A 19937-nucleotide genomic window follows, 5' to 3' on the forward strand; every position below is an offset into this window, starting at 1 on the left:
TGTCTTAATACTTAATACTCTCCTCTTAATACTTCCCAGTAGCTAATCCGCCTATTCACTGCAAGTTTGTGCACTTGCGTTTGGTTTTGTCTGGCGCCGCAAAGCGCTTCCTTCGGTCGCGTGTGCAGCTGCCGTCAAAACACAAGCGCAAGCACACAAAGCTTTCCGTTGCTATGCGGGCTAGGGCAATCGTTCCCACAATCAAACCTGACAAAAAAGCAGTTCATTAAAAATCGGACTCGTTTTTGCTTTCAATAAGTAAATCTAGCTATACAGCGCCATGAATTTAAAATTTACACCTGCAACTTGGCTTTTTCCGCTACTATTCGTAGGTGTGCTGTGGCTCGTTTTCGGCATCGAAGAGTTTTTAAATACCACTTTCGTGGCGTTCTCGCTCAACCCAAGAACATTCACCGGTCTGGCAGGTGTCGTTTGTGCCCCTTTTCTTCATGCCGATATCGAACATTTAGCCAATAACAGCGTGGCGCTTCTCGCTTTACTTACGGCATTGATGTATTTCTACCGCCGACTCGCACTAAAAGTAGTTGTCATTGGTATTTTACTTTCCGGAATCATCACTTGGGTAATCGGTCGGCCTTCTTATCATTTAGGCGCCAGCTCACTAATTTATGTGGTTGCGTCGTTTCTTATTTTCAAAGGCTTACAAGTGCAGCATTACCGTTTGGTTGCGTTGTCTTTTCTGGTAATCTTTTTCTACGGAAGTAGTATTTGGTATATGTTCCCAACAGCCGATGCAGGCATTAGTTGGGAAGGTCACTTGTCGGGTTTCATCGCTGGTTTATTCCTAACCAAAAAATACGCCGATTACAATCCGATCATCGAGCCCCAATACGAATGGCAACGACCCGATTACGACCCATCGACCGATAAATTCATGCAACGATTCGACGAAAACGGAAATTTCGTAAACCCACCACCGCCCGAACCCGAGCCAGAAGCTAGTCCTGAATTTCAGATAATTTACGATTTCAAACCCAAGAAAGAAGAGTCGAATTAGGCAAGACGCTGCCGAATCGCCTCATACAAAAAAGCACCGCAAGCCACCGAAACATTAAGCGATTCTATGGTTCCGTGCATCGGTAGTTTAGCCGTCGCATCAACAATTTTTAGAACACTTGGGTTAATTCCGCGGTCTTCACTACCCATAATTATCGCAGAAGGTTTTGTGAAGTCAACATCATAAACCAAAGCATTTGTTTTTTCTGTAGCTGCTACTACTTGAAAATCGCTGCTTTGTAAATAAAATATAGCGTCTTTAATGTGATCTACTTTGGCAATCGGAACATTAAAAACCGCGCCCGCACTGGTTTTTACGGTATCTCCGTTTACAGGAGCAGCTCCACTTTTTCCGATTATAATTCCGTGAACTCCCGTACACGATGCTGTTCGAATGATGGCTCCGAAATTTCGGGCATCGCTAATTTGATCTAAAATCAAAAAAAGCGGATTCGAAGTTGTTTCAAGTGCTTTTTCCACTAGTGTTTCTAAACTCAGAAAATCAATGGGAGCAATTGTCGCCACAGCGCCTTGATGGTTTCCGGGCGTTAATTTGTTTAGTTTTTCCAACGGAACTTGTGAATAAGAAATACGCTCCCTGTTTAAGGTGTTAACGAGCGTTTTCATCAAATCGCTACTGCTGTCCTTTTGTATATATACTTTATCGATTGTCGTTTTCGCTTGTATTGCTTCCAAAATAGCGCGAACGCCAAAAATATTTTCTGAATTTTGCATGCGGCAAAGATAAAAAAAGCCCGCTAGCAAGTGCCGCGGGCTGTAGAATTTAAAAATAGGGTTGTTTATAACGATAAGGGCGGCCAAGGACTACCGTCGGGTCTTGTAAGTGTTACCTCACCACCTTCGCCATAAGTATTCGTCCAGCTAAACGATAAACTAGCACCATTAACAACCAGATTACTCATCGTGTATGTGTCTCCAAACTGATCGTTTCCTCCAAATTGAATAGTATTACAAACATCTACTAAGGTTACTCCTTCTGAAATATTTCCAGGCCCATAAATGGCTTCCCATCCGCCAAAAGAAGCATCTGAAATTTCATACGCACCACCGCCAATAGCAGTAAATGTAACGGTGCCCGTTATTGGACCCGCAACCGATGCTCCGCCTGGCTCATATGCATCTGTGGTAGAGTAGTTATAGGTACCACCTAAATCCGATGGACAAGAAACCAAAAACGATTGTGAAACACTGTAAACCGCCGAATTTGCCACATTAGCACCAAAATTTCTAGAGCCATCGTCGTTATACATTTTGATAACTGTTCCGTTTGGAAGAGTCAAGTCGGCAGTAATCAATAGTTCATCGCCAACTTCGAAATCCGCGGGAACGTTTATTTGCTCAAACGCATCAAAAATGCTGTTTTTCGTAATCGAAACTGTAGCAGGAAATTCTGTTATTCCCGATTGAAGCACCGATCTAAAAACAGATCCGTCAGATTTGTAGTAAAACAATACCACATCCATCGAGGATACTTTGCCAAAGCCTTTATCTAAAGTAAGAGAAAGGTTTATGTCTCCACCGTTAGTAACCGCCACGAGATTAATAATCTCATCTGAGGTATCGTTAATTGTAATATCAGGAACGGCCGCTTCGATCAGATTCAATTTTGAATCGCCGCCGTCGGTTTCGCACCCCGACAGCGTTAGAGCTGTGGAAAGTGCGAGAAAAAATAACTGTATTTTTTTCATTTTTTTTGCTTTTTAGTCTATGTCCCAGAATATTTTGTAGCTCGCCGGATTTTTCTGTGCGGGCGCGTTAGAGTTTACATTTAACTCGTTCACAGGCCAAAACCAACTGAATTGATATGGATTACTCAAAACCGTATCGGCATCATCTAACGGAAAATCGTCTCCGTTATCGAGTTGGTATTCTGGCGACGGAGCAAGCGGGTCGGCGAGAACAGGGAAGCCCGTTCTTCGGTAATCATTATACTGATCCATTGGATCGCCATAAGTAGCTACCCATTTTTGAGTCATAATAATCTCCAGTTTCTTATTGTTTCCAGCACTATTGAATTCATCGATAACGTTGTCAATAAATGTATTTGCCGCAGTAGTGCCAGCTAATACAGGAACATCTTGCGGAGCATCGTTAGCTGCAACAACTTGATCTACTTTAGCAAAAGACGCTTCCATAGCTTCTCTTAATTTGGCAGATGCAGAACCTGACATTAAGCCAACATGAATAAGTTCAGCTTGAATGTACAGGAATTCGTCGTAGGTTAAAATTCGGTGTGGTGCAATTCCAGTCGGACGATCTGTAGTCCCGGCCATCAAAACATTTACACTCGCTCCTTCACCATCATCATAGCGACCTCCCGCAGGGAAAATTCCTGGATACGTGTATGAGTTTTCAGCGCTGAAGCTAACATTTGGTCCTACAGAACCAAAACGAATAGAGAAAAATCCGGTACCAGCATCCCAATAGTCGGCAACTGGATCTCCTGTTTCTGGATTTCCTTGATCAACCGGTAGTTGGTTTGCTTGCAATTGATTGAAGAAGTAGTAAGGAATTCTAGGGTCTCTATTTCCATTGTGAATGTTCGGATTAACTCCTTTCATAATTTCATAGAACCAAGGCGATTGGTAGCTGCCAAATTGGGTAGAATTGTAAGATTCTAAAAACAACAGGTTACGTTCGTCGACGGGAGCTAATACATTATAATGTTTAAATTCAAAATCGTCGGCACTAGAAGTCATGAAGTTACCTTCTGCGACCAGCGCATTGAATCCTGCAGTGTCAAAATCGGATACTTTTCTAATTTGATTATATAATTTCAATTTGAACGTATTGGCAAAACGTATCCACTTGTCTGTATCTCCATCATAAATTAAATCGTCACTACCCGGCTGGTTTAAACCTTCTCCGGAGTTAATATTCTCTTTAGCGGTGTCTAATAGAGCAAAGATTTCATTGTAAATAGTTCTTTGCTCGTCGAATTTCGGACTAATAATACCTGATTCTAGTTGCCCGGCTTCCGAATAAGGTACATCACCCCATAAATCAACAGCAACCGACATGATATAGGCTTTCTCAATCTGCGCAATTCCCACATAAACCAGATCGCCTGATTCAGTTCCTTTGGAAATAATGTTGTTGATATTAAGTAAAGTGTAATACACAGCATTCCAATCGTTGAGCATGTTGATGTTGTCAACTTTTAGACCGTATTGGTCGTATTCTTCCCGAGTTGTAGTTTGGTGTGTGTACACAGAAAGAATAGTTCCGCCGTTTACATTAAAATTAGTAAGGTTGTTTAAATCAACTTGACTACCGGTTAATAGCAGCGAAAGTGGCGCATTTGTTGGATTATCGTTGTCTTTATCCACATCAAGAAAATCCTGACAAGATGAAAAAAGTACGCCTAGAGCGAGTGCATAGGCTCCAATGCGTGAACTCAGTTTATATTTTATAGTATACATAGCGCTTTAATTAGAAAGTTACATTTAACTTAAATCCGTATCTCTTCGCAGTAGGAGCAGATTGAACTTCAATTCCTTGCAGGTTCGTTCCGCCAAAACTGGTAACCTCCGGGTCGAAATTTGTGTATTTGGGAACATTAGGGGCATGATACCATAAGTTACTTCCGATAAATGCAAACGAAATAGCTCCGAAAGGGGTTTTATCTAACCATTTTTTAGGAACGTCGTAAGTTAAGCTGGCCTCACGTAATCTGAATACGGTTCCGTCATAAATACTAGCTTCGTCGACAGAATTTATCGCAAAGGTATTTCCGCCATTTGGAGAGAAATACAACTCATTCATTCCCAATTGAACGGTGTTTGGAATCTTATTTCCGTTCGCATCTAAAATAGGCGTCCCATCACTGTTTCCATAAAAACCCGGAATAATAAATGTACGTTCGCGATTTTCAGTGTCACGAGTTACGCCTCGACCCAATAAAGATTCGATAGTTGATGATTTAATATCGCCACCTTGTCTCCAATCAAATTGTGTTCTTAAAGTAAATCCTTTATAGGAAAGGGAATTGATAAAACTCATCTTAAAGTCAGGAGTCGGATCGCCGATAATGCCAGGAGTAGGGTCCTGAATGATACCTCCTCCATTTGGATTAATCAGAAAATTACCTTCCTCATCTCTTGCAAATCGCGTTCCGTAAAAGACCCCAAAAGGCTGCCCTTTCGCGACGTATGCAACCTGATTTACATCAATCGGGTAGCGTTCTAATCCTTCAATCAATTCAGTCACTTCGTTCTCATTTTTAGTAAACGTTGTAAACACGTTCCATTTGAAATTTTCGCTTTGAAGTGGAGTCACATTCAAACCAATTTCAATACCCTTATTAACCATTTCGCTGACATTAGTGTTAAATTCTGCATAACCACTTGAGCCAGGTACTGTAATAGGAGTCAACAAATCTGTTGTTGTTTTCTGATAAACAGTGAAATCAAGAATGACTTTTCTTTTAAAAAATTCTAAATCAGTTCCCAATTCGATTTCAGTTGTAAACTCGGGAGTTACGTTTGGGTTTGCCAAGAAGTCTGGATTTCGGATCGTTGAAGTTCCATTAAATGGATTACCGATAACATAGGGTTTGTTCAGAAATTCTGCTGCAGCATCGCGACCTGCTCTTGCAATACCAAAGCGTATTTTTGCAAAATTCAGAACATCACTTTCTATCTTTAAAGCATCGGTTAAAATCAAGGATGTTGAAAATGAAGGATAGAAATACGAGTAGTTGTTTTTCGGTAAGGTAGAAGAAATGTCGTTTCTTCCCGTAAGGTTAACAAACCAATAATTTTTATAAGATAATGTCAAATCACCAAAGAATCCAACATTTCTTCTTTTTGTTTTGGAATCAATCAAGTTCGTAATGGTTTCAACATTACGCATATTGAAAAGTTCAGGCAAAATCATGTCGTTACCTTGGTAAACTATACGGTCGGTTGTATTGTTCAAGATGTTTGTACCTGTAATTGCAGATAAAGCGATATCATCGGTAAGTTGATAGTCGAAGTTTACCAATAGCGTTTGCTCTAGGTCTGCAGTCGTAAATTCATCTGTAGTTAAAGAACCGACACCTCCGTTAGCACGCGAATTTATGTCTCTAATTTCCATTCGTTCCAACTCGTAACGGTTGTATCCCAAACGATAAGAAGCTGAAATATTCTTGTTAAAGCTGTATGCAAGATTAAATCCAGCGACGGTTCGATTGGTTTCAGTTTTGATTTGATCGTTTTCCCAACTCCACAGCGGATGATCGAACTGCCCTTCAAGAGGAGTCACCGATGCTCCTGTCAGCGGATCTTTATATGGAAGGTTGAAGTCCCAGTTACGCGCTAAGATCATGGTTCGAGCAAATGAGGATGAAGAACCATCAAATTGATTTTCACCAAAGAAGCCACCAACTTGCTCTGTTTTTGTGTACGACATGTTGCTGCCAACTGTAATGCCATTTTTCAATTTGAAAGTTCCACCAGTAGAAATCGCTGTCCTATCAAATGTGTTGTACGGAATGTAGCCGTTTTGATTTAAGTCGGACAATGTTAAGTTAAACGATCCTTCTTCTGAGCCATAGCTTAAATTAACGCTTTGATCGTTTACGGTTCCTGTTCGAAACAAATCTTTTACGTTGTTTGGTTTAGCGACATAGGGAACCGTTGGTCCGAATCGATCCGGAAAAGCTGCTAAAATCGGCGCCCATGTCGGAATTTCGGTTATAGTTCCGAATCTTGGTCCCCATGATCCATTTGCGCTAGCATAATTGAAGTTGCTTCCTGCGCCATACTTATTCTGATATTCGGGTAAATTAGCTATATTCTCGAAATATGTCCCGCTACTTACCGTAACACCAAGCTTTTTATCTCGTTTTCCACGAGCACTTCCCGATTTCGTGGTGATTACGATTACACCGTTCACAGCTCTAGATCCGTAAAGAGCTGCCGCGGGGATAGATTTAAGAACAGTCATAGACGCAATGTCATTAGGGTCAATGCTCGATAATCCAGACTGGTAGCCACCTCCGCCAGTTGTTTGGCTAGATGTAGTTACTTCGGGATTACTGTATGCAATTCCATCCACAATAATTAGGGGTTGAATATCGCCGTTTAATGTATTAACCCCTCGAATTGTAATTTGATTTGCAGCACCTGCAACACCCGTAGATACGTTAATGTTCACACCTGGAACTTTTCCGTTCAGTGCACGCGTAACATCAGGTTCAGAGACTTCAGTAAGTTCGGCTGCTTTCACGGTACTTACGGCGTATCCCAAATCTCTTGGATTCCGTTTAATACCGAATGCAGTTACAACAACACCTTCAAGTTCGACAGATTCATCTTCAAGTGATACATTCACCACATTGCCAGTAACAACAACTTGCTTTGTTTTCATACCAATAAAACTAAATACAAGAGTTTTTTCGTTTCTGGTGTTGATGGAATACTTACCATCAAGATCAGTTTGTGTACCATTGGTCGTTCCTTTTTCAACAACTGAGACTCCCGGTATGGGAAGTCCTTTGCTGTCCGAAACAACGCCGGTTACGGTGCGCTGTTGCGCAAAAGTAATCTCCGCAACTAAACATAGTAGCAGCGCGAGATAGCTGGTTAGTTTCATTTTCATTACTTAGGTTTTGGATTAGTTTACTTACCCAAAAGTCGTAAATAAATCTTAACGAAACACTAAAAATTGTAAGAAATTTACACATCTTTCATTAAAAGCTTAAAAATAACTCTTAAAGCTAATGTGTGCCAATGCGTTGCGTAACGAGTTTTCTGTGCCTGATAATCGCGAAAAAGCATAAGTGAAATTCAGAATACCATTCTTGGTAGCCAAAACAAATCCGGCACCTGCCGCGAATACCGTTTTTGAAATATTTGTTGTTTGATCACTGAAATATCCAAAATCACTTAAAATTTGAACATTTAAGTTTGGAGCTACCAAATAATAATAATTATTCATAAGCGAGGTAAAGCTGTGGGCTTGCAAAACATTTTCATTCAATCCGCGGATCGAGTTAAAACCACCGAAACGATACAATTCGTTCACAAGAATTCTCTTCGATCCTAAGAAGTGGTTGTCGGTGTTTATTTGAACTCTGCTTTTTGCAGAAAAGGCTATGTTGTAGCTTCCAGTAAGTCTTAATAAAGTTTGATTCACCTCGTTGGTTTCACGAACCGATTTCCCTAAGCCTAATTTTAAGTTTACAAAATCCGTGTACCGAAAAAAATCATCACTTTTTGCGTTTCTACTAAAGTCGAAACCAACCGTGTAAAATGTGCTGCGAAAGTCTTGTAGTGTTTCGCTATTTTGCGACTGAATATCACTGGATTCTCCACTTTCATATCCTAAAAATACCCGGGAATTGTGTTTGAGTAGATAACCAATTTCTATCGCCGATTTTGAAGTTTGAAAAGTGCTGTCTTGCCTGAAAATGTTTAGCTGACCTCGTAGCACTAAGTTCGAATTGAAAAGATAGGGTAGGGTACCAGAGAAAAAGAAATTGCGTTGTTCTTGTCCGTCGGTTTTCCAGTTTAACTGAAATTCTTCGCTAGACTTTAAAATATTGACCAATGCTAGATCTAAATAGCCATTTACCACCAATTTATTGTCTGCGTTTTGTAGTCCTGCAAATCCTTCAAATCGATTATTTCGTACTTTCTCATCGTATATATATAGGAGTGTCGAATCTTTGGTAAACAAGACTTCACTTTTACGCGCAATCCGAGCAAATTTCAAGTTGTTGATTTCTGCTTCGATTTTAGAAATGGTTTTATCGTTGAAAATGCTTTTCCGATAGCGGGCTTTTAAGTGTTTTAAAACGTTTTTAGGAATCTCGGTATTTTCTGCAAAGATTAAATTTGAAATTTTTCGTACCGTCGTATTCGAAATCTCCACTTTTAAAAAAACTTGATCAGCGCGCTCTTCAGTAACCACCGTTTTTAAACCAGCAAGTGCCATTCCTTGATCTTGAAGTTTAGCAGTGATTGATTCCATAAAAGCAGGCAGCTCGGCGGGTTTCATCAATATACTTTCCGCTTGTTCTTTTAGATAGGGTGTTATCGAGCTTAAGTCGATTTGAACGGTATTAAATTTCGTTCCAGATTCACATTCAAAAAGAATGCTGTTTTTTTCAATGATGCTCGATTTACAGCTGGCAAACAAATAGCCCGATTGCCTTAAAGAATCTGTGAATTGCTGTAGCCGGTCTTCATCGGATACTTTGGCAGGGATTTTTAGTGTGCGCTCTATCTTTTTATCGGGAAAATTAACTTTTATCAAAACGGTTTTTTGGCCGTACATCAGTGTTTGCAGTAGCAAGAAAAGCACTAAATAAGCCGATTTTGGTGTCATACTACCCATAACGTAAAAGTATCGGAAAATCTTTTGCAAACCCTTGTTTTAGAATTGTATTGAAAATTAATAGTTTAAGATTTGGAAGCATAAATATTATTTCTACCTTTGCAACCCCGTAAAAAGCGGGAATTTAGAAATTTTAGAAACTTGTAGTATTAATTATGCCAACAATTCAACAATTAGTAAGAACTGGAAGAACCCAGATAACTAAGAAGAGTAAATCGGTTGCATTAGATTCTTGTCCACAAAGACGAGGAGTTTGTACTCGTGTTTACACCACAACGCCAAAGAAACCAAACTCTGCAATGCGTAAAGTTGCGCGTGTACGTTTGACTAATGGGAACGAGGTAAACGCGTACATTCCTGGTGAAGGACACAATCTTCAAGAGCACTCGATAGTATTAGTTAGGGGAGGAAGGGTAAAAGACTTACCTGGAGTTCGTTATCACATTGTTCGCGGTGCACTAGATACATCTGGTGTTGCTGGTAGAACACAAAGACGCTCTAAGTATGGTGCTAAACGCCCAAAAGAAGCTAAAAAGTAATTCAAACTTTTAAGAAAAAGACATGAGAAAAAGACAGGCAAAAAAGAGACCTCTTTTACCAGATCCTCGTTTTAACGATCAATTAGTTACACGTTTTGTGAACAATTTGATGTGGGATGGTAAAAAATCTACCGCTTTTAAAGTGTTTTACGATGCGCTTGATATCGTAGAAAACAAGAAGCAAGACGCTGAAAAATCAGCTTTAGAGATTTGGAAAGATGCATTAACTAATGTGATGCCGCACGTAGAAGTACGTAGCCGTCGTGTAGGTGGAGCAACATTCCAAATTCCAATGCAAATCAGACCAGATCGCAAGATTTCTATGGCAATGAAATGGTTAATCCTTTACGCGCGCCGCAGAAACGAAAAATCGATGTCTCAAAAACTTGCTGCCGAAGTTTTAGCTGCTGCTAAAGAAGAAGGTGCTGCGGTTAAAAAGAGAATGGATACTCACAAAATGGCAGAAGCTAACAAAGCGTTTTCACACTTTAGATTCTAATCGGAAATGGCAAGAGATCTTAAATATACTAGAAATATCGGTATTGCTGCGCACATTGATGCGGGTAAAACAACCACCACTGAGCGTATCTTGTTCTACACAGGAAAGTCGCATAAAATTGGTGAGGTACACGATGGAGCTGCTACCATGGACTGGATGGCGCAAGAGCAAGAGCGTGGTATTACCATTACCTCTGCAGCTACAACTTGCGAATGGAATTTCCCAACTGTACAAGGTAAAGTTATTCCAGAATCTAAACCATACCACTTTAACATCATCGATACTCCCGGACACGTTGACTTTACCGTAGAGGTAAACCGTTCATTACGCGTTCTCGACGGATTGGTGTTCTTGTTTTCAGCGGTTGACGGCGTTGAGCCACAATCAGAAACCAACTGGCGTCTTGCAGATCAGTACCGAGTGCCACGTATGGGCTTCGTGAACAAAATGGACCGTCAAGGCTCAAACTTCTTGGCTGTATGTCAGCAAGTTCGCGATATGTTGAAATCTAATGCAGTTGCAATTACACTTCCTATCGGTGAAGAAGCTGATTTCAAAGGAGTAGTTGACTTGGTGAAGAATCAGGCGATCATTTGGCATGATGAAACTCAAGGAGCAACTTTTGATATCGTAGACATTCCTGCGGATATGGTTGATGAAGTTAAGGAATATCGTTCAGCGCTTATCGAAGCAGTAGCCGAGTACGATGAGAACCTTCTTGATAAGTATATGGAAGATGAAAATTCTATTACTGAGGAGGAAATCAACAATGCACTTCGTGCTGCTACCATCGACATGGCTATTATTCCGATGTTGTGTGGTTCTTCTTTCAAAAACAAAGGCGTTCAGTTCATGCTTGATGCAGTTTGTAAATATCTTCCATCTCCCTTAGATAAAGAAGGTATCGAAGGTATTCACCCTGACGATTCTGAATTGTTAGAAGAAGATCAAAAGAAAATTATGCGTCGTCCTGACGTAAAAGAGCCTTTCGCGGCTTTAGCTTTCAAGATTGCAACTGACCCATTCGTAGGTCGTTTAGCTTTCTTTAGAGCGTACTCAGGTCGTTTAGATGCAGGTTCATATGTGTTAAATACACGTTCAGGTAATAAAGAGCGTATCTCTCGTATCTACCAAATGCACGCAAACAAGCAAAACCCAATCGAATTTATCGAAGCAGGTGATATTGGAGCAGCAGTTGGATTTAAAGATATCAAAACTGGAGACACTCTTTGCGACGAGAAGAATCCAATTATCTTGGAATCAATGAAGTTCCCGGCGCCGGTTATTGGTATCGCTATCGAGCCTAAAACTAAGGCTGATGTGGATAAAATGGGTATGGCGTTGGCAAAACTTTCTGAGGAAGATCCTACGTTTACCGTTCGTACTGACGAAGCGTCTGGCCAAACAATCATTTCGGGTATGGGTGAGCTTCACTTAGATATCTTGATCGATCGTATGAAGCGTGAGTTCAAGGTTGAAGTAAACCAAGGTGAGCCACAAGTAGAATACAAAGAAGCGTTTACTAAATCAGCACAACACCGTGAAGTTTACAAAAAACAATCGGGTGGTCGTGGTAAATTTGGTGACATTGTATTCCGTCTTGAGCCTGCTGATGAAGTGGATGGAAAAGTTCCAGATGGATTACAGTTTGTTAACGAAGTTAAAGGGGGTAACGTACCAAAAGAATACGTTCCGGCTGTTGAGAAAGGTTTCCGTGAAGCTATGAAAACAGGTCCTTTGGCTGGTTACCAAGTAGATAGTTTAAAAGTTACTCTTTTGGATGGTTCATACCACCCTGTTGACTCGGATGCACTTTCTTTCGAATTAGCAGCGCGTATGGGTTACAAAGAGGTAGCTAAAGCTGCAGGTGCAATCATCCTTGAGCCAATCATGAAGCTTGAAGTATTAACTCCTGAAGAAAACATGGGTGATATCGTTGGTGATATCAACAGAAGACGTGGTCAGGTGAACGATATGAGCGACAGAGCTGGTTCTAAGGTTATCAAAGCAAATGTGCCACTTTCGGAAATGTTCGGATATGTAACAACTTTACGTACCCTTTCTTCCGGTCGTGCAACTTCAACTATGGAGTTCTCGCACTACGCTGAGACACCTTCAAACATCTCTGAAGAGGTAATCAAAAAAGCAAAAGGTAACGCTTAATTCTTAAGAAAATGAGTCAAAAAATCAGAATAAAATTGAAGTCTTACGACCATATGTTGGTTGATAAATCTTCGGAGAAAATTGTGAAGACTGTGAAAAGTACCGGAGCTGTTGTTACTGGTCCAATTCCACTTCCAACACACAAAAAACTTTTTACTGTGTTGCGTTCGCCACACGTAAACAAGAAAGCGCGTGAGCAATTTGAAGTAATGTCGTACAAGAGATTGATCGATATTTACTCTTCGTCTTCGAAAACTATCGACGCATTAATGAAACTTGAATTGCCTAGCGGTGTTGAAGTGGAAATTAAAGTGTGATGCTTCGTAAGCAATAAGTCAAATCCGTCGGACACAGTTCGGCGGATTTTTTTTTGAAGAAAATGTACTGTGTTCTTTTTTGCCGAAGTTGTTACTTGCGGAAGGTCGAAACACGAGTTTTTTATGGCAGTTTTGGACTTTTTTAAGTTGTTAGGAAAACTTCTTAAAAAAAGGAATATCAATAGTTTGCATTACAAAATAAAAATATTACTTTTGCGCGCTCTCTTGGGAGTAGTATGCGCTATTCTCAAATTTAATAATTTATAACTAATTTAATATGTCTGGGTTAATTGGAAGAAAAATCGGCATGACCAGCATCTTCGACGAGAACGGGAAGAATATTCCTTGCACCGTTATCGAAGCTGGACCATGTGTTGTTACCCAAGTCAGAACCAAAGAGGTCGACGGGTATGAAGCGTTGCAACTTGGTTTCGATGACAAAACTGAAAAGCACAGTACAAAAGCTGCTCTTGGTCATTTCAAGAAAGCGGGAACTGTTGCTAAAAAGAAAGTTGTCGAGTTTCAAGAATTTGCAACAGAACAAAAATTAGGAGACATCATTGATGTTACAATCTTCGAAGAAGGAGAATTTGTGGATGTTCAAGGTGTTTCGAAAGGTAAGGGATTCCAGGGCGTTGTTAAACGTCACGGGTTTGGAGGTGTTGGACAGTCTACGCACGGTCAGCACAACCGTTTAAGAGCTCCAGGTTCTGTCGGAGCATCGTCTTACCCATCTCGCGTATTCAAAGGAATGCGTATGGCCGGCCGTATGGGTGGCGAAAATGTAAAAGTCCAAAACCTTAGAGTTTTAAAAGTGATGGCGGAGAAGAACTTACTTCTTGTTAAAGGTTGCGTTCCAGGTCACACAAACTCTTATGTAATCATTCAGAAGTAATGGAAGTAAAAGTTTTAAATACCAGCGGAAAAGAAACAGGTAGAACAATTACGCTATCTGATTCAGTTTTTGGAATTGAGCCTAACAAGCACGCCATTTACTTAGATGTTAAGCAATATCTTGCGAACCAACGTCAAGGAACACACAAGGCGAAAGAGCGTAACGAAGTTACAGGTTCTACTCGCAAAATCAAGAAACAAAAAGGTACAGGTACTGCTCGTGCAGGTTCTGTAAAGAGCCCTGTATTCAAAGGAGGAGGTACTATTTTTGGTCCTAGACCAAGAAGCTATTCTTTCAAATTGAATAAGAATTTAAAGCGTTTAGCACGTCGCTCGGCTTTAAGTATTAAAGCAAATGAGGCGTCTTTAATCGTTCTTGAGGACATTACACTAGACGCTCCAAGCACTAAAGGTTTTATTAACATCCTGAAAGCTTTAGGGTTAGAAGGTAAAAAATCTTTGTTCGTGTTGGGCGAGTCTAATAATAATGTATATGTGTCCTCACGCAATTTGAAGGCTACTTCTGTCGTAACAACCTCAGAATTAAACACTTACAGCATTCTTAACGCTAATTCTTTAGTGGTTTTAGAGAGCGCTTTGGAAGGAATTGTAGAGAATTTAAATAAATAAGACGCAAATGGAGATCCTAGTTAAGCCAATTGTAACTGAAAAAGTTACCAAACAAAGCGAGGTTTTGAACCAGTATGGCTTTGTAGTGGAGCGTCGCGCTAATAAAGTGCAAATTAAGAAAGCTGTTGAAGCTGCTTACGGAGTAACTGTAGTTAGTGTGAACACAATGAACGTTCGTCCAGATCGCTCTACAAAATACACCAAAAGCGGAATGATTCACGGCAAAACAAACGCGATTAAAAAAGCAATTGTCGAAATCGCTGAAGGTGAAACAATCGATTTATATAATAACAACATCTAATACAAGGCAGAACAATGTCAGTTAGAAAATTAAAACCTATTACCCCGGGTCAGCGTTTTAGAGTTGTGAATAGTTTTGACGCTATTACAACTGATAAGCCGGAGCGTTCATTACTCGCACCGATAAAAAAATCTGGAGGTAGAAATAGTCAAGGAAAGATGACCATGCGCTACACAGGTGGTGGTCATAAGAAACGTTATCGTGTTATTGATTTCAAAAGAACAAAAGCGGGAATTCCTGCTACTGTGAAATCTATCGAATACGATCCAAACAGAACTGCTTTTATCGCTTTATTGGCGTATGCTGATGGTGAGAAAACATACATAATTGCACAAAATGGTTTACAAGTAGGTCAAACGGTTATGAGCGGTGCAACTGCTCAGCCAGAGATCGGAAACACGATGCCATTGTCGCAAATTCCTCTGGGAACTGTAATCTCTTGTATTGAGTTACGCCCAGGTCAGGGAGCTGTTATTGCTCGTTCTGCTGGTACTTTCGCGCAGCTTATGGCTCGTGACGGAAAATATGCAACAATTAAAATGCCATCCGGTGAAACTCGTTTGATTTTGTTGACTTGTTCAGCAACTATCGGTGCAGTTTCAAACTCGGATCACCAATTGATCGTGAGCGGTAAAGCCGGTCGCAGCCGTTGGTTAGGTCGTCGTCCAAGAACAAGACCAGTAGCGATGAACCCTGTCGATCACCCGATGGGTGGTGGAGAAGGTCGTTCTTCTGGAGGACACCCAAGATCTAGAAAAGGTTTACCTGCTAAAGGATACAGAACCCGTTCTAATCAAAATCCGAGCAACAAGTACATTGTAGAACGTAGAAAGAAATAATAAGAGATGGCACGTTCATTAAAAAAAGGACCTTTTGTTCACTATAAATTAGAGAAAAAGGTATTAGAAAATAACGAGAAAGGAAATAAGGCTGTAATCAAAACGTGGTCTCGTGCTTCGATGATTACTCCAGATTTCGTAGGTCAAACAATTGCAGTACACAATGGTCGCCAGTTTGTTCCAGTATACGTTACTGAGAACATGGTAGGACACAAACTAGGTGAGTTTTCACCAACACGTTCGTTCCGCGGTCATGCCGGTGCTAAAAATAAAGGTAAAAAATAAGCAGTTATGGGAGTTCGTAAAAGAGAAAGAGCTGAAGGCATTAAAGAAGCTAATAAAAAAGTTGCTTTTGCTAAACTAAATAACTGTCCTTCTTCTCCAAGAAAAATGCGTTTAGTCGCTGATTTAGTTAGAGGTCAGAAGGTGGAAAGAGCTTTGAGTCTATTGAGATTCAGCTCTAAAGAAGCTTCACGAAAGTTGGAAAAACTATTGTTATCTGCCATCAACAACTGGGAACAGAAAAATGAAGGTGGTGATGTTAGTGCAGCCGGACTATTCGTTAAAGAAATCCGCGTTGATGGTGGTATGATGTTGAAAAGACTACGTCCAGCACCTCAAGGTCGCGCACACAGAATTAGAAAACGTTCTAACCACGTAACCGTAGTTTTAGGACAAGCAGATAATACACAAAGCAATTCATAAGCAGTATGGGACAGAAGACAAATCCAATTGGTAACAGACTTGGGATCATCAGAGGTTGGGATTCTAACTGGTTCGGTGGTAATGACTACGGCGACAAAATCGCTGAAGATTACAAAATCAGAAAGTACATCCATGCTCGTTTATCAAAAGCTAGTGTTTCTAAAGTAATCATCGAGAGAACTTTAAAACTTGTAACCGTTACTATCACCACCGCTCGTCCAGGAATTATCATTGGAAAAGGCGGCCAGGAGGTAGACAAGTTGAAAGAGGAATTGAAGAAGATTACCGACAAAGAAGTTCAGATCAATATTTTCGAAATCAAAAGACCTGAGCTAGATGCATTTCTTGTTGCTTCAAGCATTGCACGTCAGATTGAAAGCCGTATTTCTTATAGAAGAGCGATCAAAATGGCTATTGCAGCTTCTATGCGCATGAATGCAGAAGGTATCAAAGTTATGATTTCAGGACGTTTGAATGGTGCTGAAATGGCGCGTTCAGAGTCTTTCAAAGAAGGTCGTATTCCTTTGTCTACTTTCAGAGCCGACATTGATTACGCTTTGGCTGAAGCACATACTACTTACGGTCGTATGGGAATCAAAGTATGGATTATGAAAGGTGAAGTTTACGGAAAGAGAGATCTTTCTCCACTTATCGGAATGGATAAGAAACAAGCGGGAGGTAATTCAGGTAAGTCTGATGCACCACGCGGAGGAAAGTCAAACTTTAACAAGGGTCCAAAATCGGACGCTCGTAAACGCAAATAATTTTTAAAAGTAAAATCGAATGTTACAGCCTAAAAGAACGAAGTACCGCAAGGTACAAAAAGGTAGAATGAAAGGGAACAGCCAAAGAGGCCACGAACTTTCAAATGGCATGTTCGGAATTAAATCTGTGCACGAAACAGGCATGTTCTTAACCTCACGTCAGATCGAAGCAGCTCGTATCGCAGCAACGCGTTACATGAAACGTGAAGGACAACTTTGGATCAAAATCTTCCCAGATAAACCAATCACCAAAAAACCTCTAGAGGTACGTATGGGTAAAGGTAAAGGTGCTGTCGAATATTGGGCAGCAGTTGTTAAGCCAGGAAGAATCATGTTCGAAGTTGGTGGAGTGCCATTGGCAGTTGCAAAAGAAGCTTTGCGCCTTGCGGCTCAAAAACTTCCAGTGAAAACTAAATTTGTAATCGCTAGAGATTTCGAAGCCTAATCTGTTAATTATGAAACAATCAGAAATTAAAAATCTTTCCGTAGAGCAACTACGAGAAAACTTAAGCCAGGCCAAGAAAACTTACAACAGTTTGAAGATGGCTCACGCGATCTCTCCAATCGAGAATCCGCTTCAGATCAGAACTGTTCGCCGAACAGTCGCTCGTCTTGCTACTGAAATAACTAAACGTGAGCAACAATAATTCTGTATTATGGAAGCTAAAAGAAATTTAAGAAAAGAGAGAATCGGTGTGGTGACTTCCAATAAAATGGAAAAGTCAATCGTTGTGGCTCAGGTAACACGTGTAAAACACCCACTATACGGTAAATTCGTATTGCGTACTAAGAAATTTGTTGCGCACGACGAGAAAAACGACTGTAACATTGGAGATACTGTTCGCATCAGCGAAACACGTCCAATGAGTAAAACAAAGTGTTGGAGATTAGTAGAAATCATTGAAAGAGCTAAGTAATGGTACAACAAGAAAGTAGATTAAAAGTTGCGGATAACACCGGTGCTAAAGAAGTACTGACCATCCGTGTGCTTGGAGGTACTAAGCGCAGATATGCCTCTGTTGGCGATAAAATTGTAGTTTCAATCAAAGATGCTACTCCAAACGGTAACGTGAAAAAAGGAGCTGTATCAACTGCTGTAGTAGTGCGTACTAAAAAAGAAGTACGTCGTGCAGATGGTTCTTACATCCGTTTTGACGATAATGCTTGCGTACTTTTGAATGCAGCTGGTGAAATGCGCGGAACTCGCGTTTTCGGTCCAGTAGCAAGAGAACTTCGCGAAAAGCAATTCATGAAAATTGTATCACTTGCACCTGAGGTGCTTTAATTTTAGGAGACAATGACTAAGTTAAAAATTAAATCAGGAGACGTTGTTCGCGTTATCGCAGGTGATCACAAAGGTGCCGAAGGCAAAGTTGTACGCGTAGATCGCGAAAAGAACAGAGCAATCGTTGAAGGGGTAAACATGGTGTCTAAGCACACAAAGCCTAGCGCTAAAAACCCTCAAGGCGGTATTATTAAAAAAGAAGCTCCTATTCATATCTCAAACATTGCACTAATCGATCCAAAGTCTAAAGAGACTACTCGCGTTGGTTTCCGTGTTGAAGGAGATAAGAAAGTGAGATTTTCTAAAAAATCAAATCAAGTATTGTAGTTATGGCTTATATCCCTAGACTTAAAGAAGAATATAAAGCCCGCGTAATCGCTGCTTTAAAAGAAGAATTCGGCTATAAAAACGTAATGCAAGTTCCTAAATTGGAGAAAATCGTTTTAAGCCGTGGTGTTGGTGCTGCTGTGTCGGATAAGAAATTAATCGAATACGCAGTAGACGAATTGACAAAAATCACTGGTCAAAAAGCGGTTTCTACAATCTCTAAGAAAGACGTTGCATCGTTTAAACTTAGAAAAGGTATGCCAATTGGTGCAAAAGTTACTCTTCGCGGAGAGCGTATGTACGAATTCTTAGATCGTTTAATCACTTCTGCACTTCCACGTGTAAGAGATTTTAACGGTATTAAGGCTACTGGTTTTGACGGACGTGGTAACTACAATTTAGGTATTACTGAGCAAATTATTTTCCCGGAAATCGATATCGACAAGGTAAATAAGATTGCAGGTATGGATATCACTTTTGTGACTACCGCTAAAACAGACAAAGAAGCGAAATCACTTTTAGCAGAATTAGGTTTACCATTTAAAAAGAATTAAGGATGGCTAAAGAATCAATGAAAGCACGTGAAGTAAAACGTGCAAAAACTGTAGAAAAATACGCTGCGAAAAGAAAAGCACTTTTGGAAGCTGGCGACTATGTTGGCCTTCAAAAATTGCCTAAAAACGCTTCTCCAGTAAGAATGCACAATCGTTGCAAACTTACAGGTCGTCCAAGAGGTTATATGCGCCAGTTTGGTATTTCACGTGTTACTTTCCGTGAAATGGCAAACATGGGTTTGATTCCAGGTGTGAAAAAAGCTTCTTGGTAATAAAAAAAGAGTATCAATTGGTTTAAGGTTCGCCGCGAGAGCCGTAGGCGAAAACCAAAACCGCAATTAATTAAATATGTACACAGATCCAATCGCAGATTATCTGACCCGAGTACGAAACGCTGTGGCTGCAAACCACAAGGTTGTCGAAATTCCGGCTTCTAATCTGAAAAAAGAAATCACTAAGATTTTGTTCGATCAGGGTTATATCCTGAGCTACAAATTCGAGCAAAACACCGTACAGGGTACGATTAAAATCGCTCTCAAATACGACAAAGAAACCAAAGAGCCTGTAATCAAGGACATTCAGAGAATCAGTAAGCCTGGTTTGAGAAAATATGCCGGAGCTACAGAAATTCCAAGAATCTTGAATGGTCTTGGTATCGCTATTGTATCAACTTCAAAAGGTTTGATGACCGGAAAGCAAGCACGCCAGTTAAATATTGGTGGCGAGGTCATCTGCTACGTTTATTAATCTTAATCCA

25 protein-coding genes are annotated in these 19937 nt (G+C 40.4%); 20 read left to right on the plus strand and 5 right to left on the minus strand.

All coding sequences use genetic code 11. The annotated features are described in order from the left end of the window. The first annotated feature begins 280 nt into the window (after positions 1–280). On the plus strand, positions 281–1018 hold the full coding sequence (locus CHX27_RS10685; RefSeq protein WP_094486773.1) for a rhomboid family intramembrane serine protease: 738 nt from the start codon (positions 281–283) through the stop codon (positions 1016–1018). On the opposite strand, the gene rlmB is transcribed toward CHX27_RS10685, so the two are convergent. The 5 genes from rlmB to CHX27_RS10710 form a co-directional block, all read right to left on the minus strand. Further along, complete coding sequence (gene rlmB, locus CHX27_RS10690; protein WP_094486774.1) at positions 1015–1752, minus strand: 23S rRNA (guanosine(2251)-2'-O)-methyltransferase RlmB; 738 nt, start codon at positions 1750–1752, stop codon at positions 1015–1017. The two genes, CHX27_RS10685 and rlmB, sit on opposite strands and share 4 nt — an antisense overlap. A 65-nt stretch (positions 1753–1817) precedes the next feature. Continuing rightward, positions 1818–2726, minus strand: coding sequence for a hypothetical protein (locus CHX27_RS10695; RefSeq protein WP_094486775.1), 909 nt, complete (start codon positions 2724–2726; stop codon positions 1818–1820). Between the two features lie 12 nt (positions 2727–2738). Further along, a complete protein-coding gene (locus CHX27_RS10700; RefSeq protein ID WP_094486776.1) occupies positions 2739–4460 on the minus strand; it encodes a SusD/RagB family nutrient-binding outer membrane lipoprotein in 1722 nt (573 codons plus the stop codon). A 10-nt stretch (positions 4461–4470) separates the two neighbouring features. Further along, complete coding sequence (locus CHX27_RS10705) at positions 4471–7623, minus strand: SusC/RagA family TonB-linked outer membrane protein (protein WP_094486777.1); 3153 nt, start codon at positions 7621–7623, stop codon at positions 4471–4473. Positions 7624–7722: 99 nt separating this feature from the next. Beyond that, the gene (locus CHX27_RS10710) at positions 7723–9393 is read right to left on the minus strand and encodes a BamA/TamA family outer membrane protein (protein ID WP_133063460.1); all 1671 of its coding nucleotides are present in this window, start codon (positions 9391–9393) and stop codon (positions 7723–7725) included. 125 nt (positions 9394–9518) lie between these two features. On the opposite strand from CHX27_RS10710, the gene rpsL reads away from it, so the two are divergent. The 19 genes from rpsL to rpsH all read left to right on the plus strand — a co-directional run bounded on the left by rpsL (position 9519) and on the right by rpsH (position 19927). Beyond that, complete coding sequence (rpsL, locus tag CHX27_RS10715; protein WP_007136570.1) at positions 9519–9902, plus strand: 30S ribosomal protein S12; 384 nt, start codon at positions 9519–9521, stop codon at positions 9900–9902. Between the two features lie 22 nt (positions 9903–9924). Continuing rightward, a complete protein-coding gene (gene rpsG, locus CHX27_RS10720; RefSeq protein WP_094486779.1) occupies positions 9925–10401 on the plus strand; it encodes a 30S ribosomal protein S7 in 477 nt (158 codons plus the stop codon). A 6-nt stretch (positions 10402–10407) separates the two neighbouring features. Then, positions 10408–12564 carry an elongation factor G gene (fusA, locus tag CHX27_RS10725; protein ID WP_094486780.1) on the plus strand — a complete coding sequence of 719 codons (2157 nt, stop codon included), beginning with the start codon at positions 10408–10410 and terminating at the stop codon, positions 12562–12564. An 11-nt stretch (positions 12565–12575) separates the two neighbouring features. Then, on the plus strand, positions 12576–12881 hold the full coding sequence (gene rpsJ, locus CHX27_RS10730) for a 30S ribosomal protein S10 (RefSeq protein WP_091141407.1): 306 nt from the start codon (positions 12576–12578) through the stop codon (positions 12879–12881). 277 nt (positions 12882–13158) lie between these two features. Next, positions 13159–13776, plus strand: coding sequence for a 50S ribosomal protein L3 (gene rplC, locus CHX27_RS10740; protein ID WP_094486782.1), 618 nt, complete (start codon positions 13159–13161; stop codon positions 13774–13776). Next, entirely contained in the window at positions 13776–14405 is a 630-nt protein-coding gene (rplD, locus tag CHX27_RS10745) for a 50S ribosomal protein L4 (RefSeq protein ID WP_094486783.1), read from the plus strand. Before rplC ends, rplD begins: the two co-directional genes overlap by 1 nt. A gap of 7 nt (positions 14406–14412) precedes the next feature. After that, positions 14413–14706: a 50S ribosomal protein L23 gene (rplW, locus tag CHX27_RS10750; RefSeq protein WP_094486784.1), complete on the plus strand. Its 294-nt coding sequence runs from the start codon at positions 14413–14415 to the stop codon at positions 14704–14706. 14 nt (positions 14707–14720) lie between these two features. Continuing rightward, positions 14721–15545, plus strand: coding sequence for a 50S ribosomal protein L2 (gene rplB, locus CHX27_RS10755; protein WP_094486785.1), 825 nt, complete (start codon positions 14721–14723; stop codon positions 15543–15545). 6 nt (positions 15546–15551) lie between these two features. After that, on the plus strand, positions 15552–15830 hold the full coding sequence (gene rpsS / locus CHX27_RS10760) for a 30S ribosomal protein S19 (protein WP_094486786.1): 279 nt from the start codon (positions 15552–15554) through the stop codon (positions 15828–15830). 6 nt (positions 15831–15836) lie between these two features. Continuing rightward, entirely contained in the window at positions 15837–16250 is a 414-nt protein-coding gene (gene rplV, locus CHX27_RS10765; RefSeq protein ID WP_094486787.1) for a 50S ribosomal protein L22, read from the plus strand. A gap of 5 nt (positions 16251–16255) precedes the next feature. Further along, positions 16256–17014 carry a 30S ribosomal protein S3 gene (gene rpsC / locus CHX27_RS10770; RefSeq protein WP_094486788.1) on the plus strand — a complete coding sequence of 253 codons (759 nt, stop codon included), beginning with the start codon at positions 16256–16258 and terminating at the stop codon, positions 17012–17014. 19 nt (positions 17015–17033) lie between these two features. Next, the gene (gene rplP, locus CHX27_RS10775; protein ID WP_094486789.1) at positions 17034–17459 is read left to right on the plus strand and encodes a 50S ribosomal protein L16; all 426 of its coding nucleotides are present in this window, start codon (positions 17034–17036) and stop codon (positions 17457–17459) included. Positions 17460–17469: 10 nt separating this feature from the next. Continuing rightward, the gene (gene rpmC / locus CHX27_RS10780; RefSeq protein ID WP_094486790.1) at positions 17470–17661 is read left to right on the plus strand and encodes a 50S ribosomal protein L29; all 192 of its coding nucleotides are present in this window, start codon (positions 17470–17472) and stop codon (positions 17659–17661) included. A 9-nt stretch (positions 17662–17670) separates the two neighbouring features. Beyond that, positions 17671–17931, plus strand: coding sequence for a 30S ribosomal protein S17 (gene rpsQ / locus CHX27_RS10785; RefSeq protein ID WP_094486791.1), 261 nt, complete (start codon positions 17671–17673; stop codon positions 17929–17931). After that, positions 17931–18299: a 50S ribosomal protein L14 gene (rplN, locus tag CHX27_RS10790; protein WP_007803649.1), complete on the plus strand. Its 369-nt coding sequence runs from the start codon at positions 17931–17933 to the stop codon at positions 18297–18299. Before rpsQ ends, rplN begins: the two co-directional genes overlap by 1 nt. Before the next feature lie 12 nt (positions 18300–18311). After that, positions 18312–18626 (plus strand): 50S ribosomal protein L24, encoded by a 315-nt coding sequence (gene rplX, locus CHX27_RS10795; RefSeq protein WP_094486792.1) that lies wholly within the window; start codon positions 18312–18314, stop codon positions 18624–18626. A 2-nt stretch (positions 18627–18628) separates the two neighbouring features. Next, positions 18629–19180 carry a 50S ribosomal protein L5 gene (rplE, locus tag CHX27_RS10800; protein ID WP_094486793.1) on the plus strand — a complete coding sequence of 184 codons (552 nt, stop codon included), beginning with the start codon at positions 18629–18631 and terminating at the stop codon, positions 19178–19180. A 2-nt stretch (positions 19181–19182) separates the two neighbouring features. After that, complete coding sequence (gene rpsN, locus CHX27_RS10805) at positions 19183–19452, plus strand: 30S ribosomal protein S14 (RefSeq protein ID WP_094486794.1); 270 nt, start codon at positions 19183–19185, stop codon at positions 19450–19452. Between the two features lie 76 nt (positions 19453–19528). Then, positions 19529–19927, plus strand: a complete 399-nt coding sequence (gene rpsH / locus CHX27_RS10810) for a 30S ribosomal protein S8 (RefSeq protein WP_094486795.1) — start codon at positions 19529–19531, stop codon at positions 19925–19927. The last annotated feature ends 10 nt before the right edge of the window (positions 19928–19937 follow it).

Source organism: Flavobacterium aurantiibacter (assembly GCF_002251775.1).
Classification (GTDB): Bacteria; Bacteroidota; Bacteroidia; order Flavobacteriales; family Flavobacteriaceae; genus Flavobacterium; species Flavobacterium aurantiibacter.